The organism is Maribacter sp. Asnod1-A12, from assembly GCF_045063735.1.
In the GTDB taxonomy this organism is placed as follows: Bacteria; Bacteroidota; Bacteroidia; order Flavobacteriales; family Flavobacteriaceae; genus Maribacter.
In genome coordinates this window covers 4,145,408-4,163,530 of the sequence record NZ_JBEFNZ010000006.1, presented here as the reverse complement: position 1 = coordinate 4,163,530, position 18,123 = coordinate 4,145,408, and the positions used below count along the sequence as shown (strand labels likewise).

Annotated in this window: 7 protein-coding genes and 1 pseudogene; 3 read left to right on the top strand and 5 right to left on the bottom strand. The window is 37.2% G+C overall.

The window, feature by feature from the left end:
• Positions 1-19: 19 nt before the first annotated feature.
• Genes ACJJVP_RS17765 through nagB form a run of 4 tightly spaced genes read right to left on the bottom strand, consistent with a single transcriptional unit; the run spans position 20 to position 6,350 of the window.
• Positions 20-1,576, bottom strand: coding sequence for a glycoside hydrolase family 3 protein (locus tag ACJJVP_RS17765; protein WP_405415897.1), 1,557 nt, complete (start codon positions 1,574-1,576; stop codon positions 20-22).
• On the bottom strand, positions 1,569-2,843 hold the full coding sequence (locus ACJJVP_RS17760) for an MFS transporter (protein ID WP_405415895.1): 1,275 nt from the start codon (positions 2,841-2,843) through the stop codon (positions 1,569-1,571). The genes ACJJVP_RS17765 and ACJJVP_RS17760 overlap by 8 nt, the downstream gene beginning before the upstream one ends.
• 1 nt (position 2,844) lies before the next feature.
• Positions 2,845-4,362 carry a glycoside hydrolase family 10 protein gene (locus ACJJVP_RS17755; protein WP_405415893.1) on the bottom strand — a complete coding sequence of 506 codons (1,518 nt, stop codon included), beginning with the start codon at positions 4,360-4,362 and terminating at the stop codon, positions 2,845-2,847.
• A 59-nt stretch (positions 4,363-4,421) separates the two neighbouring features.
• Positions 4,422-6,350 (bottom strand): glucosamine-6-phosphate deaminase, encoded by a 1,929-nt coding sequence (gene nagB / locus ACJJVP_RS17750; protein ID WP_405415891.1) that lies wholly within the window; start codon positions 6,348-6,350, stop codon positions 4,422-4,424.
• A 203-nt stretch (positions 6,351-6,553) separates the two neighbouring features.
• Here nagB and ACJJVP_RS17745 point away from each other — a divergent pair, with 203 nt between their 5' ends.
• Both ACJJVP_RS17745 and murQ read left to right on the top strand, forming a co-directional pair.
• On the top strand, positions 6,554-7,303 hold the full coding sequence (locus tag ACJJVP_RS17745) for a DeoR/GlpR family DNA-binding transcription regulator (RefSeq protein ID WP_405415889.1): 750 nt from the start codon (positions 6,554-6,556) through the stop codon (positions 7,301-7,303).
• Positions 7,304-7,307: 4 nt separating this feature from the next.
• On the top strand, positions 7,308-8,120 hold the full coding sequence (murQ, locus tag ACJJVP_RS17740; RefSeq protein ID WP_405415888.1) for an N-acetylmuramic acid 6-phosphate etherase: 813 nt from the start codon (positions 7,308-7,310) through the stop codon (positions 8,118-8,120).
• An 82-nt stretch (positions 8,121-8,202) separates the two neighbouring features.
• On the opposite strand, the pseudogene ACJJVP_RS17735 reads toward murQ, so the two are convergent.
• Positions 8,203-9,323: pseudogene (locus ACJJVP_RS17735) on the bottom strand (PQQ-dependent sugar dehydrogenase).
• 127 nt (positions 9,324-9,450) lie between these two features.
• Between ACJJVP_RS17735 and ACJJVP_RS17730 the strand changes: the two are divergent.
• Positions 9,451-18,117, top strand: a complete 8,667-nt coding sequence (locus ACJJVP_RS17730; protein ID WP_405415886.1) for a T9SS type B sorting domain-containing protein — start codon at positions 9,451-9,453, stop codon at positions 18,115-18,117.
• Positions 18,118-18,123 lie beyond the last annotated feature (6 nt).

Genomic DNA, 18,123 nt, shown 5'->3' with positions numbered 1-18,123 from the left:
GCTTTTTTAATATAATAGTTTAGCTCAATGATACCGGTAATTTCCCTTTTGCTTCAAGTTTGCCTAAAAAATGTTCGGTTGCCACATCTTGAAACTCTTTAAAATTCTGATATGCGATTACCGTTGCGGTTGTTTTTTCGGTTTTGAAAAACTTCAATGCATACGGATTGCCAAAATGATACAACACTACATTCTTAGTTGTTATTAGGTCGTTTATGAAATCGATTTCTTCATCAAAAAAACCGAATTTATTGGTCGGTTTTATCTGTGGCGGAGTCAAAAGCAAAAGAATTTCAGTTTCGTTCTTAACTTCCTTTCTCATCTCTTTGATATTATCTAAAATATCTTTTTTCGTTTGATCCGTCCCAAATCTTTTAATGGTTAATGTGCAGAAATTGGTTTCTTTAAAATTTGCAATATCCTCGCTAGAACCATGATGCAGTGTAAGTGACTGCTTAGCTATTTTTCTATTCAAAGATGATGGGTCGGTTACTTCTGATTCAGAACTATCTTCGGTAATCGCTTTTTCCTTTAAATGCCAAATACGTTCTATGCTTTTATTTATTTGTTTTTCAGATGCATTTTGTAAGATAAATTGTATTCCTTCTTCAATATGTTCGGCAAAGCATAGTACGTCGTTACCGGCATTAAAGGCAAGCCATTCTAGTTCACCCTTTGTTGGATAATTTTTAGATACGGCATGCATATTTAAAGCATCGGATATTACAACACCGTCAAAACCCATTTCATTTCGTAATACTCCTGTTATAATATCTTTATTTATGCTTGAAGGTAATTCTGGACTAGTGGTTAAAGCGGGGACGGCTAAATGCCCTGCCATGACCGAATCTACACCTTCGTCTATCAAATTTTGAAAAGGATACAATTCATTTTCAAGTAAATCTTTTTTCGATTTATCTATAACAGGTAAGCCCAAATGTGAATCTGTAGCGGTGTCCCCATGACCCGGAAAATGTTTAATGCTTGTAAGCACGTTTTCGCTTTGTGTTCCTTTTACATAAGCAGTCGCCATGGTAACTACATTGTGCTTGTTGTCACCAAAAGAACGATAACCAATGACAGGGTTGTTAGGATTAACGTTGACATCAACTACGGGAGAAAGATTCCAATGAATACCCACAGCTTTACAGTCTTTTGCTATCTGCTTACCAACTTCAAATACTAAATCTTTATTTTCTGTATTTGCTCCTAAGGTTATGGCATATGGATATTGAGGCGTATTTTCTATTCTCATTGCCAATCCCCATTCGGCATCAATAGAAATTAATAGGGGGTATGTTGCCGCTTTTTGATATCTCTTGATGAGGTTTCTTAAGGTGTCAAAGCTATTTTTATTTACAACTATTTTCTTCTTGCCTTCAAAATTAGTAGCCGCACTTGCCCTGGAATGAAAAAAGCATAGGCTGCCAATATGATGCTCAGAAATCAGTTTTTCTAATTTCTGAATTTCTTCTTCTGTATCATTGATAAAAGCTGCAGGCATAAAAAGCTGTCCCACTTTTTCAATCAAAGAGAGTTTTTCTATAGCTTCTTTTGTAGGTATCATATTATTCATTGGGAAGTGTTGTTTTTTTGCCGAAATCTGCCGGATAAGAAATGAATTTTAAAAGGAATAATGCTGGCAAAGCAGCAATTACTACCCAAACAAAGAAGCCATCATAGCCCAGCCATTGTTGAATATAGCCGCTTACCATACCTGGTAGCATCATACCTAGCGCCATGAAACCTGTAGCAATGGCATAATGAGATGTTTTAGACTTACCATCTGCAATGTAAATGAGGTACATTAAAAAGGCGGCAAAACCGAATCCGTAACCGAACTTTTCAAAAATTACGGTCGCCGTTACGGCATAAATATTTGTTGTATTTGTGATTGCCAAAACAGCATACAAAATGTTTGGGAGGTTTAGTGAAAGCACCATGGGTAGCATCCACTTTTTTAATCCGTCCCTTGAAATTAAAATGCCTCCTAAAATACCTCCAATGGAAAGAAAAATAACTCCTGCTGTGCCAAAAATGGTTCCTAGCTGTTCTGTAGAATATCCTAACCCTTCTTTATCAGGTGAATCCAGCAAAAAAGGAGATGTCATTTTTACCAATTGCGATTCTCCCAAACGATAGGTTAGAATAAAGGCTAAAGCAATGCCTATACCTGGTTTTTTAAAGAATGAAGCAAATACTTCTAAGAAACCTGCAGGCTTTTCTTTTTCTTGGTTGCTTTCAGATTCATATTTTGGAGTGACGAAAAAGTTCGCAACGGTCATAATGAGCATTAAAAAAGCTGCTGCCGACATGGTTACGCTCCAAGCTTTGGTATTGTCTCCATATTTATTTTCTAAAAATCCTGCTAATACAACTATCAATCCTTCTCCTGTTACCATGGCAAGACGGTAGAAGGTACTTCTCATTCCAACAAAGAAAGATTGTTTCTTTTCGGTAAGACCTAACATGTAATATCCATCTGAAGCAATATCATTTGTTGCAGATGCAAAGGCTGCCATCCAAAAACAGGCTAATGATGAAACGAAGAACATGTTGGTGGGTAGAGTGAGTCCAACACCTAACAAGGCGATTGCAATTAGGAGCTGCATGCTCAAAAACCATTTACGCTTGGTACTTTTTAAATCCACGAACGGACTCCATAATGGTTTTAATACCCAAGGTAAATAGAGAATACTGGTATATAGTCCAATATCTTCGTTACTTACACCTAGTTTCTTGTACATGATTACAGATACGGTAACCACCAATACATAAGGTAAGCCCTGCGTGAAGTATAACACGGGTACCCATGCCCAAGCTCCTTTGTCTTTTTGTACCATATTACTTATTAACTTGTTTTAAATTGAAAATTATAGGTGTAGTTTCTTTACCATATACGTCTATAAAACTAATGGCATTATATTTTTTTCTTAGTTGGTTAATAGGAATACGTACAACATTGGAGGTGTTATCAACATATATTTTAGACCGTAATTTCTTGATGTCATATGTTTCTTTGACCCGTATACCAGAGTTGTAAAACAAAGCAAACCGTATTTCTCTTAAATCATTGAATTCAAGAACAAGCTCTGAATCTGTTTTAGAAGTAGCTATTAACTTAAGTGTTTTTGAAGAATGGTTATTTGATAAGGTAGAAACCGGATTCAATGCTGGCTTTTTGTAATATTTCTTATGCATATACTCAACTACATCATCATTATCTTTCATTAGGGATTTGGCGCTGAACATAATATTACCCTGTATTTGAGGTATTTCACGGGCAAGCTCAATCTGATTTGGAATTTCTTCAATATCATCCCATGCTTTATCGCTGTTGTTTTTAATCTTATAAGGACCATTGCCTATATAGAGGTTAGTATCGTAGTTGTTTTTTGACCACCAATCCAAAATTTTTCTGTGAGATGCTACGGGTAAATCCATACTCCAATAAACTTGTGGTGCTAGATAGTCTATCCAGCCTTTTTCCATCCAAAGTAAAGGGTCCGCGTATAAATCTTCGTAGGTGGTTTGCCCTGCTTTAGTGTCAGAGCCTTTTGGGTCTGTGGAATTGTTTTTCCAAACACCAAACGGACTAATACCAAACTGCACCCATGGTTTTATGGATTTAATGGTTTCGTGAGATTGCCTTACTAATGAATCAATATTACTGCGTCTCCAATCATCAATTTTTTGATTTTTCTGTGCATAGGTTTCGAACGCCAATGAATCATTAAATACGGCATCTTTAATAGTGTAAGGATAAAAATAATCATCAAAATGTATGGCATCTACATCATAGTTGGAGACTAACTCCGCAATGATGTTAGAAAAGTGATTGCGTACTTCTGGTAATCCAGGATTGTAGTAGTTCTTTTTACCGTAATGTACCATCCACTCAGGGTTTGTGCAATAGTCATGCGTTTCTGATAGTACTTCAAAATTCTCATCGAAAGTTGCTCTGTACGGGTTTAGCCAAGCATGGAATTCCATACCACGTTGGTGGGCTTCATTGATCATCCACTCAAGAACATCTGTATTCCATTTTGGAGCTTTACCTTCTTCACCGGTTAAAAATCGGGAATAGGGTGCGTAATCAGATTTATAAAAAGCATCACCAGCAGCGCGTACTTGAACAATTACGGCATTGTAATTTTCCTTTTCATAAAAATCTAGAATTTTAAGGTAGTCAGCTTTTTGTTTTTCTGCGGTGTCGTTGCCATTTTTTGGCCAATCTATATTGACCACGGTAGCGATCCAAACCCCTCTGAACTCTCTCTTCGGATATTTTTCATAAGAATTAAAAATTCCGCACGAATGAAGCAGCAATAAAAGTACGAGTAGCGTTAGTTGTTTAGTCATAAATGTAAAAAAGACCCATTTTAAAACTAAAAATAGGTCTTTTAATTCAAATTTAGTTGTTAGTTAAATTTATGTCTTACAAAGGCTTCCATTGCTGCGTATGATGATAAGCCCATAGCTTTATATTTATTAGCGGTGTCGCGGTTCCTTTCTTCTGCACGCATCCAGAATTCTCTTGAGTCATCACCTTGAAACATTACTCCGTCTTTTTGGGATTGGTGGCAGAAAATGGCATACCTTTTTTTCAATACTTGCCCCGGACTCATAGGTACGGCCATTTCAATTTCGTTGATATCCCACTCATGCCAAGCACCCCTGTATAACCATAACCAGCAATCTTTCATAAATGATTCTGATTTTAATTCTTCACAAGCTGCAAATACGGCATCTAAACAAACCTTATGCGTACCGTGTGGATCTGCTAAATCGCCAGCGGCATAAATTTGATGAGGTTTTATTTCTTTGATAATATCTACTACTATATTAATATCTTCTTCAGATAGGTTTTTCTTCTTTATGGTGCCAGTCTCATAAAACGGCAAATCCAAGAAATGTACATTTTCATCTTGCAGCCCCATATATCTAGTAGCGGCATAAGATTCGCCCCTTCTAATTTTACCTTTTAGATTTCTAACTTCTGGCGCATCTATACGAGTTTCATTCTTATCTGCAATTGATTTTATTATGCTTTCTGCCTCTTCAGACGGATTAATTTGCATGGCAATCTCGGCATATTTTCTGGCATCGGTATCAGAAACCGCAATGTTGCCAGATGTTTGGTAAACGATATGAACATCATGTCCTTGCTCCACTAATCTATCAAAAGTTCCGCCCATAGAAATTACGTCATCATCTGGGTGGGGACTAAATATGATCACACGCTTTTTTGCCGGTGTTGCACGTTCTGGTCTATGGGTGTCATCAGCATTTGGTTTACCACCTGGCCATCCGGTAATGGTATGCTGCAGCTTATTGAACATTTCAATATTCAGATCATAAGAATCAGCTAAAGCTAACAGATCGGCCATGCCATTATCGTTATAATCTTTATCTGTTAAGCTTAATATGGTCTTACCGGTATTTTCGCAAAGCCAAACCATAGCTTTTGCTTTTAATTCTTCTGTCCATTCGCATGCATCAACCAACCAAGGTGTTTTATTTCTTGTTAATTGGCTACCTGCACCGGTATCTAAAACAAAAGTACAATTGTCATGTTCTTGTAAATATGTTGCCGGTACATGAGATGAGACATCGCCTTCAATAGTTTTTTTGATGATGCCCGCTTTATTTTCACCCCAGCCTAATAAAACAATTCTCTTGGCTTTACGTACTGTTGCAATCCCCATGGTAATTGCTTTTCTAGGAACATTGGCTATTCCTAAGAAGGCAGGTGCAGCATCTACGCGGGTTATGTGGTCTAGCGTAATAACTCTTGTTCCAGAATTAAAATGTGATCCTGGTTCGTTGAAGCCAACATGCCCTGTTCTACCAATTCCCAATAATTGAAAATCTAAGCCACCATGCTCCTTTATTTTGCGATCATACCCTAGGCAATATGCAGTTGTTTCTTCATTACTAACCGTACCATCTGGAATATGAATATTTTTTTCTGGGATATCTACATGGTTGAAAAGATGCTCATGCATGAAGTAGAAATAACTCTGTATGTTATTAGGCTCCATCGGTAAATATTCATCTAAGTTGAAGGTCACAACATTTTTGAAACTCAAACCTTCTTCTTTGTGCATACGAACCAATTCTTCATAAACCCTTATAGGCGAAGAACCTGTGGCTAAACCTAAAACGCAGTTTCTTTTTTGTCCTTGCCTCTTTTTTATTAAAGCGGCGATTTCATGAGCCACTACTATTGAAGCTTCGTTGGAATCTTCGAAAATTACATTGTGAATTTTTTCGAATCGTGTTTCTTCAAACTGGCCAATAGGCTTGTGGGAGATGTCTATTTTAGAATTTTTAACTATTGTTTTCATGTGGTTGTGGTAGGGTTTTGGATTTTTAAATCATGCAAATATATGCGTTATTTTGAATATTTGCAGTTTTATGCCATAAATTATGCTGTATTTTGCTGTTAATTAATCATTAAATTCTATTTACATTATATTAACGTCATAAAACTGCATGATCTAAAAATCCCTATCTTTGTATGATTCATAAGTAAAAAAGAGCTTTTTAAATGCTAAAAGAAGAACGGCAACAGACTATTTTAAGTGAGGTTGATTTACACAATAGAATTCTTATAACGGATATAGCAGAGGCTTTGGATGTTTCTATTGATACTATTAGAAGAGATGTAAAAGAGCTTGATGCGGAAAATAAACTGCGTAAGGTACATGGTGGTGCAATATCTATGGGTTATATGACCAATAGTGCTAAGAACACCAATATTTATAAGTTGGCCGATAAGGCTGCCATTGCTGTTAAGGCAGTTGGTATGTTGAGAGACGGAGCCGTTATTTTTTTAGATGGTGGTACTACGTGTATGGAGTTGGCTAGAATTATACCTGAGAATCTGAATCTTACTTGTTTTACCATTAGTCTGCCTGTTGCTATGGAGCTTTCCCATAAAGCCAATATCAATGTAATTTCTATAGGCGGACAAATTTCTAAGGAAGCCCAGATTGCCATTGGTGCAAATGCCATTCACCATATTTCTGAAATTCGATTTGATTATAGTTTTATTGGTACAGGATATGTTGATGCCACTTATGGGTTGACGGAATTTGATTGGGATATTGTTCAGATAAAAAAAGCGGTAATAAAAGCTTCTAAGAAAACCGTGCTTTTATCTATTTCTGAAAAACTGAATTCTCAGCACCGGTATAAGACTTGTGATATCAATTCTATTAACACTATGATTACCGAGTTAAAGCCGGATGACAAGTTGCTAAAGGCTTTTAAAAATCACGATATAAAAATTTTATAATTAAATGGATTACAAAAAGATTACTGAGACTCCGTCCAATCACGACAATTTAGAGTTGATGGATACCACTACTATTCTTCAAAAAATGAATGAGGAGGATAAGAAAATAGCCGATGCGGTAGAAAAAACGATTCCGCAAGTAACAAAACTTGTAGATGCCTTAACAGAAAGATTTAATAAAGGAGGAAGACTTTTTTACATAGGCGCCGGTACCAGTGGTAGATTGGGAATTTTAGATGCTTCTGAAATTCCGCCAACTTTTGGTATGCCGCATGAACGTGTTGTGGGTTTAATTGCTGGTGGAGATACAGCTATAAGAAAAGCTGTTGAAAATGCCGAAGATGCTACCAAACAGGCATGGTTAGATTTAAAGGTCCATGATATTAATGCCAATGATGTTGTTGTTGGTATTGCAGCATCAGGTAGTACGCCATATGTTATAGGGGGATTAGAAGATGCCAAGAAACATGGAATTTTAACTGCAGCGATTACCAATAACCCTGGATCACCAATTGCAAGAATTGCAGATATTCCTATTGAAATAAATGTAGGTCCAGAATTCCTTACCGGTAGTACAAGAATGAAAAGTGGTACGTCTCAAAAATTGGTTTTGAATATGATATCTACTGCGTTAATGATAAAAATTGGTAGAGTAAAAGGTAATAAGATGGTGAATATGCAATTAAGCAACGATAAGTTGGTTGATCGTGGTACGCGTTACATTATGGAAGGTCTAGATATTGAATATGCAGCTGCAGAAGCGTTGCTTAAAAAACATGGTTCCGTAAAGCTGGCTATAGATGCCGGTAGGGGATAAGTAAGAATATTATAAAAATAGCAAAAGGTCTGTAACGGTTAAATTAAGTTACAGACCTTTTTTTAATGTTTGGAGTAGTTGTCTACTTTTTCGGTATCAACTTATATATACCTTTGCTTTCAACGCCTACATAAATATAACCATCAGGTCCTTCCTTTACGGCTCTTACTCTACCTAGTCCTTCCATTAACTTTTCTCTTGCAGTTACATTGCTTCCGTCTAAGACCAAACGTTCTAAATATTGAAAAGCTAAAGATCCTACTAAAAGACTTCCTTTCCAGTTTTTATATTTATCTGATGTCACATACTCCATTCCGCTAGGTGCAATGGAGGGTACCCAATAATGTATAGGTTGCTCCATGCCTTTCATTTCTGTTTTATCGGTAATAGGTGTACCGCCATAATTGATGCCGTAAGTAACTAGTGGCCATCCATAATTAGCTCCTTTTTTAATAATATTAATTTCATCACCACCTCTAGGTCCGTGTTCATTGTCCCAAATTTCACCTGTGGGGGGTGCTTTATTAACCCTTGTGGATTTCGGTGTCCGTAACTGTAAATTGCAGTCTTGGCGCCTTTTTCATTTATAAATGGATTGTCTTTCGGAATACGCCCATCTTCATGTAAACGATAAATTTTGCCACCATCTCTTTTGATATCTTGTGGATTAATATCTCTTTCTCCACGTTCACCAATTGAAAAGTATAGATATCCTTCATTATCAAAAGCAATTCTAGATCCAAAATGTTGCCCTTTAGTAGTATTGGGTGTTGCCTTGTAAAGTACTTGTTTTTCTGTCAAAGAACTATTCTTCAATTTTGCTCTCATAATTGCTGTATGACCGCCCTTTTCATCTCCGTCTGTTGATGCATAAGTGAGGTAGATCCATCCAGTTTCTTTGTATTTCGGATGAAGGGCAACATCCAATAATCCGCCTTGACCTCTGTTATATACTTCAGGTGAATTGCCGATTGTCGTTTTTTTTCCATTGTTAAAATGAATCAATTTCCCTTCTTTTTCGGTGATTAAAATACTATTGTCAGGAAGGAAGGTGAACCCCCATGGAATCTGTAGCTCATCGACGAACAGCTCAGCTGAAAATACAGGCTCTTTTGGTGTAGTTACTTTGTTTTCAGGGTTTTGTGCGCAAGAAATATTTAGCGATACAACGAATAAAAGTTTGTAAATAATACTATTTTTCATATACGAGCGTTAGAAATATATTAGAGAACACATGATTATTTAAAAGATAAAATATAAGTATAAAAAATTACATCAAAGAACTATAACGATCCCAAAACATTATTGTTCTTAAAAAGAATCTTAACCTATGCTCCCAAAACAACAGCGGTATACGCTGTATGTACTTTTACTGATTATTATTTCAGTTATAGGTACAACGGCACTAGCCAACTCTAAAGTAAGTACTTTGTACGAAGAGGTGGCTCATGTAATCGAAACGGCTGTTTCGGTTCCTACCAAAAATCAAATTACATTAGAAAGAAAAGTTCAAGTTTCTCGTAAAGAAAACTTAACGACATCTGCCATGTTCTCAACTATTATTGTTGGTGCAGATGATACGGATACTTGTAATGATAACGGTTTTACAATTGCACGTTTTAATTTATGTGGTGATTATGATGATCGTATTATAAGTTTATCAGGTGGTACTTACAATTCAGTTTCATGGCAAGTATTGGGAGGTTCTTGTTCAGCGAATGTGAATATTGAATGTCCTAATACAACAGACACTTGTTATACAGAAGTTGCCTCAGGGCAAACATTTTTATTAGACGCCAGTTCTGTTCCGGCAACTTCTGGTGCAGAGTATAGGGTTGAAGTCGATGGGCAACCTTACTACTTTAAAGTAAAGAAAAGTACAATAACCCAAACTTATGTAAAACAAGATTATATCTGCGGGGTAGATGGTAGAATTCAAATTACTAATTTATCTGCTTCGTATGAATATAGTATTGACAACGGTACAGGTTTTGGACCATGGCAAGGTGCTATATTTTCAAATTTGGAGCCAGGTACCTATAATGTGAAAGCGCGTTTACAGAATACGCCAAACACGTGTGAGTATCCTTATGAGCCTATCGTTATAGAGGAACAAGAAATTGAAATTTCTGCTACTTTTGTAGATGCATTGTGTAGTGGAGATACTGGTAGTGTTACTATTATGGCTTCTAATGTGCCAGGACCATATAAATTCTCTTTAATAAATTCAAGCGGAGTAGCTCAAGAATTCACATCTTTTATAGACACGAATCCCTATACATTTTCAGCTGTAGGTTTTGGTACGTATACGGTTCAAGTAGAAACACAACAATGTGAAGGAGACCCAGGGAGTGGTATAGACCCACCAAGACAAACTTTAGATACCTCGGGAAATCCAATTACCATTGGTGCAGGAGCTTCTGCTTTAGATGCTTCTACTGAGGTTAATAGTAGTTTTGGTTGTTCAAATATTTCCAGTGTAGATATTACCTTAAATACAGAAGGTGGTTCTGCACCTTATACGTTTACAGTTAATGGTGGTGCTGTTCAACCTTCTTTTGGTGATGCATCCACAGATACGGGTACTACTACACATACGGTATTTTCTGCCAATACTTATGATTTTGTTATTACAGATAGTAATGGCTGTACTATTACAGCTTCAGCTAGCGTAGAGAATTTAGATCCGCCAGTTGTAGATGCATCAGGTGTAGATGGTACTTGTACCAATGGTGGTGCAAAAATTAATTTTAATGTTACTGATGCTCGTGGATATAATTTATCTTATAGTGTAGATGCTGGAGCTACTTGGGTGGCTTCAAATCAAATTTCTGTAACGGCAACACCTGGAGGAACCTTATATGATCAATTGGAAGTGCGTTACCAACAAGGAGGTTTTGAATGTACTATACCTGTCAACGACGTTACTGTAAGTAGTGTAGGAGTAATTACAGGTTCTGCAACAAAAATATCGGATAGAACATGTGATGGTTCTGGAGGTACCATTGGTGGTCAAATTGATTTTGGTACAACTAGTGGTGGTTCAGGAACGCCATATAGATATAGTATTGATGGAACAACGTTTACAGGTACTACATCTTATACAAATTTAGGAGTAGGTACTTATACCCCTATGATTGAAGATGGTGGTGGTTGTAGGTTAGAGCTTACGCCAATAACAATTTTAGAAGTAGATCCACCAACAGATATAGATTTTATTGCTACAAATAGTAATTGTACTTCTAGTACAGTGGATTTACAACTAGTACCAACTTTAGGTGCAGGAGGAGTAGGAATAGCAAATTATTCTATTATTAGCCCTGCATTAAATGATAATGGAGGAAGTGATACATTTTTAAGTTTAGATGCTACGCAATCGTATATTTTTCAAATTACAGATAGTAATGGATGTACGTACACCGAGGGCTTTTCACCTACAATTACAAGTTCAATTCAGGCGAGACCAAAGTCAGGTGGAGATTTACGTGTTTGTACAGGTGCTTCAGACGGTTCCGGCACTTTTATAATTGATGGCTTTGCTAATAGCTATCAATATCAAATAAATTCAGATCCTGTGGTTACCGGTCAAACTGATGGAGAAGTTGCGCTTACAGGTTTAGCAGCAAACACCTATACTATTACAATTACAGATGAAGATACTGGTTGTACCGATACGGCATCATTTGATGTAGAAGAACCCGCTTCAACAATTACACTTACAGGGGATGTTACGGCAATGACCTGTGCTAATGGAAATATAGGACGTGTTGTTGCTAGTTCAACAGGTGGTTGGGGTAATAATAGATATACTTTAGCATACCCAGATGGTACTACAACAGCCGGTCCCAAATCAGGTACAGTTTTTGGTAGTTTGTCGCAGCCAGGAACATACATTTTAACTGTGGAAGATGTTGAGGGTTGTTCAGCTACACCTTTCACTTTTGATCTTACTCCATTAGATGCACCAACAATAGCTTTTGATGCTGCCGGTTCAGATTTGTGTTATGTTGCTGGAACAGGCGCAACAGTGGCTGTAACTGCAACCGCAGGTAGTGATCCTAGTTTACAATATCGTATTAATGGAGGTACATTACAAGGGACTCCTGTATTTAATGGCTTAACACCAGGTACTTATAGTATTGAGGTAGTTGATGATAATGACTGTAGTGCTCAGATAGATGTTACTGTAAACGCACAATTGAGAGTTAATACAAGTATTGAGACAGAAATACCTTGTAGTAATTCAGGTACTGATCCCGGCGAAATACGTGTTGAGATCTTTGGTGGTTATACTTCTGGTACAGGCACTAACCAATATGAAGTGATTAGAGATGGTAGTTCTTTGGGAAGTACTACAGCACTACCATCTAATAATTTTTTATATAGTACAAGTGTACCAGGTGATTATGTTTTTAGAGTAACGGATAATGAAGGTTGTGTGGCTGATTCAAGTCCTGTTACTTTGAATCCTCCTGTTAATATAGCACCTGCTACATTTGAAATAACTCCTGTTAGTTGTGGTAGTAACGGAACTATTTCGTTAACAGCGGATGCTACTAGTGGCATACCATCTTATGAATATGCTTTAGTGCCTACTGGTACTCCGTTTGATTTTGATGGAACACTTACACCTTCTGACCCTTCAGATGATTTTAGTTCTCAATCTATTTATTCAAATCTTATTGCAGGAGATTATGACTATTACGTTAGGGACTCTAGAGGCTGTCTAACACCATTAGCTACAGAAACGGTACCGGTAGACAATACACCAGTACCAAACGCTATAGTGAATGAAATACCGGCATCATGTAGTGCTGGTAATATTGTAGCTGGCGGGATTGAAATAACTAGTGTCACTGATGGTGCTGAGGATTTTACTTTTATCATTGAGGATAATTTTGGAAATCAATTGGTAAGAGTTGATGATGTTCCACGACCTGGTTCACCTTTTGTGATTAACGACCCTAGCTTAGTTCCAGGAAATTATGTAGTTATTACTTTAGATAGGAATGGATGTCAAGATGTAGATACTATTACCATTACAACTGCAGACGTAGTAATTACACCATTAAGTTTTACTCCTGCAACAAGTTGTAATGACACCGGTTTTACTTATGTGGTAGGGGTTACACCAACAATTTTACCAGTAACACCTACTTATCAAATTAGATTACAAGGGGAAACTTCATTTTACGCATTAAATAATTTTGCAGGTGATGATACTCATGAGTTTAGCAATACTGCAGATGGTATTCAATATGGAGTTGCTTATACTGTAGAAGTACTTGCACCAAATGGTTGTATTTATGAACAAGAAATACCCCCTGTTGATGGTTTTTCAGATATTGAAATAACAGCAACTTCTGGTAGTGCATTTTGTGATGATAATGGTAACGGACAAACAGAATTTACTGTGGTAGATTTTATTGGACCTGACCTAACAATTGAATTGATAGAAGTTGCTACAGATAATATCATTGCTACAGATTCACCGACTGGTTTAGGTTCTTCATATAATGGAACCTTTAGTGCACAACCAGGTGAATATAGAATTGAAGTTACCGATAGTGATGGTTGTAGCGATGCTACGAATATAGATATCACTTTAGATTCGCCAAGAGTATATGTAGTTTCAAATGAACCAGCGAATTGTAATTCTCTGGGTCAACTAACTTTTACAGGAAGCGGTGGAAGTCCATTCTCGCCACCAGCTAGTCCATATTTGTATGCTGTTGTTCCAGAAAATGACCCTGTTGATGAAGATGGAACTTTAACTCCGTCAGATCCTTCAGATGACTTTACTGATGCTACCACAAGGGTATTGCCTGGTAGTCCGACTGGTATTACTTATGATATATGGGTATTAGATAGTAGGGGCTGTACCTTCAATGTTACAAGTGAAATTATTCAACTAGAACCAGATTTACCTACCCCGATTACGGATGTGAATAATCAATGTGATGTAACTGCTACTGCTTTTAATATTACAGTAACTGTACCTCTTTCGGTTGATACACCAAGATTTACTTTGGGCGGTGATGAGCGTTTGGCTCCAGATGTTTTCGATAATGGTTCAGGATTTTGGGAATACACCTATACGGTAGCAAGCCCTGGCACCTATGTTGTTGATGTAGTTGACGCCAATGGTTGTACGAGTACAGGTTCAGCGCAGGTTTACGATTTCTTATCAATTTCTGCGACATTTGACACTGAACCTACTTGTAATGTCGCTGATGGTGAAATAGAAGTGTTGCCAGTAGGTGGAAGTGATAATTTTAGTTATCAATTACAAACTAGCGGTGCGGTTAATATTGGAGCGGCAATTTTAGGTGATAGAACTGATGGGCAAATACCTAATGTTGCACCAGGTAATTATATTGTTGAGGTGACAGATACCGAAACAGGTTGTGTTGTAAGCGTTAATGTTAATTTAGATGCTGCAACGCCACCAATTATTGATACGATACATGAAAATGATATTTCTTGTGAAGGAGAAAATGATGGTAGTATTGATATCATATTACAAGCAGGCACTGATGTTGATAGCCCTATTGTATATACGTTGTATAATGCTAATACCACAACACCAATAGTACAACAAAATGCTTCTGGTTCATTTACAGGGCTTAGCGCAGGTATCTATGATGTTGAGGTTAGAACGGATAGAAATTGTGTTGTTGTAGCGGAAGATATTCAAATTGAAGAACCCGTATTGTTTTCAATTTCGGCCACTGCTCCAGGTTTTGCTTGTGAGTCAGGTGTAAATCGATTTAGTTCTACGATAATTACAGTAGCAATAGACAATCCAGGAACTGCAGGTCTTGGACCTGATTACCAATATAGTATTACTGGTTTTTCTAACTATCAATCAGCAAATACTTTTGAAATTGTAGATAATGGTGATCCTTTGGGACAAACAATAACGGTTTATGCAATAGATGCGAATGGTTGTCAGGCAACTACTAGTGTTTCTATAGCAGCACCAACTGATGTTACTCCAGTTCTTTCTGAGGTTAGTCCTTTAAACTGTCGTGATGCTGAAATAGTACGTATAACGGTTCCAGCATCACAAACTACTAGTTTTACTGTTACAACGGTTGCAGCAGTTACGATAGCACCATTTACGAATTTACCAGGAAATGACTTTGTAGAAATAGATTTACCAGCAGCTGGTGACTATATTTTTGAAGTTGAAGATAATAGTCCAGGTGGTTGTACGTACCCTTTACCAATACATACGGTTACAGAACCTATAAACCCAACAGTTGTTATAGTAGAAACGAAACCAATAAGTTGCTTTACTCCAGGAAACGATGGGGAGTTATCTATAACCGTAACCGATTATACGGGATTATTTGATTACAGGGTATTTAAAGGAGATGATCCAACAAAAACAACAGTTATAACTTCTGGGACAGGATTGGATACAGCAAACAATCCATCTATAATAACAGGCTTAGAAGGAGGTAACTATTTTGTTGAGGTTACTTCAACTGAAATGCCTTTTTGTGATGGCGATAGTAATATAACGACCATACGTACACCAAATGGAGATTTACAAGTAACAGCAAACGAAATAGGAAATACGAGTTGTACTGATGATACTGGTAAAATTGAAGCTGTTGGTAGCGGAGGATGGGATACCTCTGCTTATGAATATAGATTGCTACATAGTACCGATGGAGGTTCAACATACCCGAACGAAATAGCGGCGTATTCTAATATAAATGAATTTGAAGACTTGGCAAGCGGTGATTATAAGGTAGAAATTAGAGATATAGAAGGTTGTGTAAATGAATTTGATATCACATTAGCAGAAGTACCTCAAATAGTTGCAGGTATTAGAGAGCCACAAAGTTTAGATTGCCCTGGAGGTAATAATGCAGTGCTAGAGGCTTATGATATCTCTACTGATACGCCAGGTGCAAGTGGAGGTTTTGCTGGTGCAGGTTATAACTATACCTTGTTATATTTAAGTGGTGACGATAATACGGCTATAGTTTCTGAAAGTGGATTGCAGAATACGCCAACCTTCATTGGTGATAGTGGTGGTTATATTAGCGCTGGTTGGTATGCTATAGAAGTATCTTCTAGTTTTGGATGTACTTTTGTAACCGATGCTTACTATGTAGACCCACCGCCACCTATTGAGCCGGTATTGGTTCAAACGCGAGTTCCTGGTTGTGGAGGAGATGGTGAAATGAGATTGACCATTGAAAATCCTGATCCATTATTCACTTACGAATACCTAACTGTTGAAAACGGAGTTACTATAGGTTCTTATATTGCTATGATAGGTACTTCTGCTGATTTTACAGGTGTTCAAGGTATTACGTATCAGTTTGATGTTAGAAAGGTGAATTCTGCAGGTGCATGTCCTGCAGTACGTACAAACGGTATTACAATGACAGACGCTTCTGACCTTACATTTTTGCCAAATTCTCCAGTAGATCCAATTTCTTGTGCCTCTGAATTAGATGGTAGAATAGAATCTTTTGCAAGTGGCGGTGTAGGTAATAATATGTTTACCTTATATATAGGTCAACCTACAGACGGATTTAATTTAGGAACAGCAACTATATACCGGGGGCCGCAGACAGAAGGTACTTTTGAGGGACTTCCAGAAGGAACAGATTATTGGGTAGGTGTTACTAGTGGTTCAACTTGCGAGGCTATAGACGGTCCGTTTGAAATAGTTAGACCTGATCCTATAATATTTGATGCGGTGCCTACAGATGTAACATGTAATGGAGAAGAAGACGGTACAATTACAGTTTCTGTAAGTGCTGGCGGTGAAGGTTTGATTCAATTTGCTATTGCCCCTAACTTTAATGAATTCTTTAGTGATTCTGATAATCCAGGTACTTATACTTTTGAAAATCTTGCAGCAGGTACTTACGAAATTTTAATTAAAGATGACAACGGTTGTTTTGAGAAAGATTTTATAACTGTTGAAGAGCCTGATCAAGTAGAGGTTATTAATATTGAAACAACAGATGAGCTTTGTATAGGAGCTAATAATGGTACCGTAGTTTTTGATGTTATTGGCGGCACACCTTTTAATGATGTGACAGTTAATGCTACTCTTTACTACGAGTATAAAATTGAGATGGTCGATCCAATCGATGAGACAGGAACAGCTGTATTTGCACCTTATACAGGTCAGGTTATCGAAGATTTATTAGGAGGAGCTTCTTATGTTATTTACATTCAAGATTCGAATCTTTGTACGGCTACAGATTTGTTTACTATTGATATAGGGGTAGACCTTACTGCAGAACCACAGATTCAATACGGCTGTGAGGGTATTTTTCCGACAAGCACCACAACAATTCATTTAGCTAATAATAATTTATTATCTGAATTAATGTTTGCTCTTGACCCTATTGACCCAACAGATGCTATAACAGCCGAGGCAACCGATGAATATATTTGGGGAGATTTACCAGCTGGCGATCATATTGTTTATATATATCATGAAAACGGTTGTACTAATACTGTTGAGTTTAGTATAGATGGGTATGAACCTTTAAGTTTGATTGTCGATAAAACCGGTCCAAATGAAGTTACGGCTTTAGCTGAAGGAGGCTATGGTGAATACGAGTATTTCTTTAATGGAACATCGTTTGGCGAAGAAACTATATTTACAACCAATGAAAGCGGAATAGTTAATGTTAGGGTTAGAGATGCTAGAGGTTGTGAACTGGAGCTAAGTGTTCCGTTTGAATTTACAGGAATGTTAGAGTTTCCTAATTTCTTCACACCCGATGGAGATAATCTCAATGATATTTGGTCACCTAAAAATAGAGACCTTTTTGATGGCGTCGAAGTAAGAATTTATGACCGTTATGGTAGAGTAGTAGCTGTATTAGATGAGGTCAGCGGTTGGGATGGTACTTATGAAGGCAAAGAAGTACCTACAGGAGATTATTGGTATGTAGTTAATGCTAATAGCGATGAGCTCAAATACGTAGGGCATTTTACGCTATACCGATAAATTTAT

Excerpts from the sequence above, each read along its gene's own strand:
- ACJJVP_RS17765 (WP_405415897.1), bottom strand. The coding sequence starts at position 1,576 with ATGAATAATATGATACCTACAAAAGAAGCTATAGAAAAACTCTCTTTG.
- ACJJVP_RS17760 (WP_405415895.1), bottom strand. The coding sequence starts at position 2,843 with ATGGTACAAAAAGACAAAGGAGCTTGGGCATGGGTACCCGTGTTATAC.
- ACJJVP_RS17755 (WP_405415893.1), bottom strand. The coding sequence starts at position 4,362 with ATGACTAAACAACTAACGCTACTCGTACTTTTATTGCTGCTTCATTCG.
- nagB (WP_405415891.1), bottom strand. The coding sequence starts at position 6,350 with ATGAAAACAATAGTTAAAAATTCTAAAATAGACATCTCCCACAAGCCT.
- ACJJVP_RS17745 (WP_405415889.1), top strand. The coding sequence starts at position 6,554 with ATGCTAAAAGAAGAACGGCAACAGACTATTTTAAGTGAGGTTGATTTA.
- murQ (WP_405415888.1), top strand. The coding sequence starts at position 7,308 with ATGGATTACAAAAAGATTACTGAGACTCCGTCCAATCACGACAATTTA.
- ACJJVP_RS17730 (WP_405415886.1), top strand. The coding sequence starts at position 9,451 with ATGCTCCCAAAACAACAGCGGTATACGCTGTATGTACTTTTACTGATT.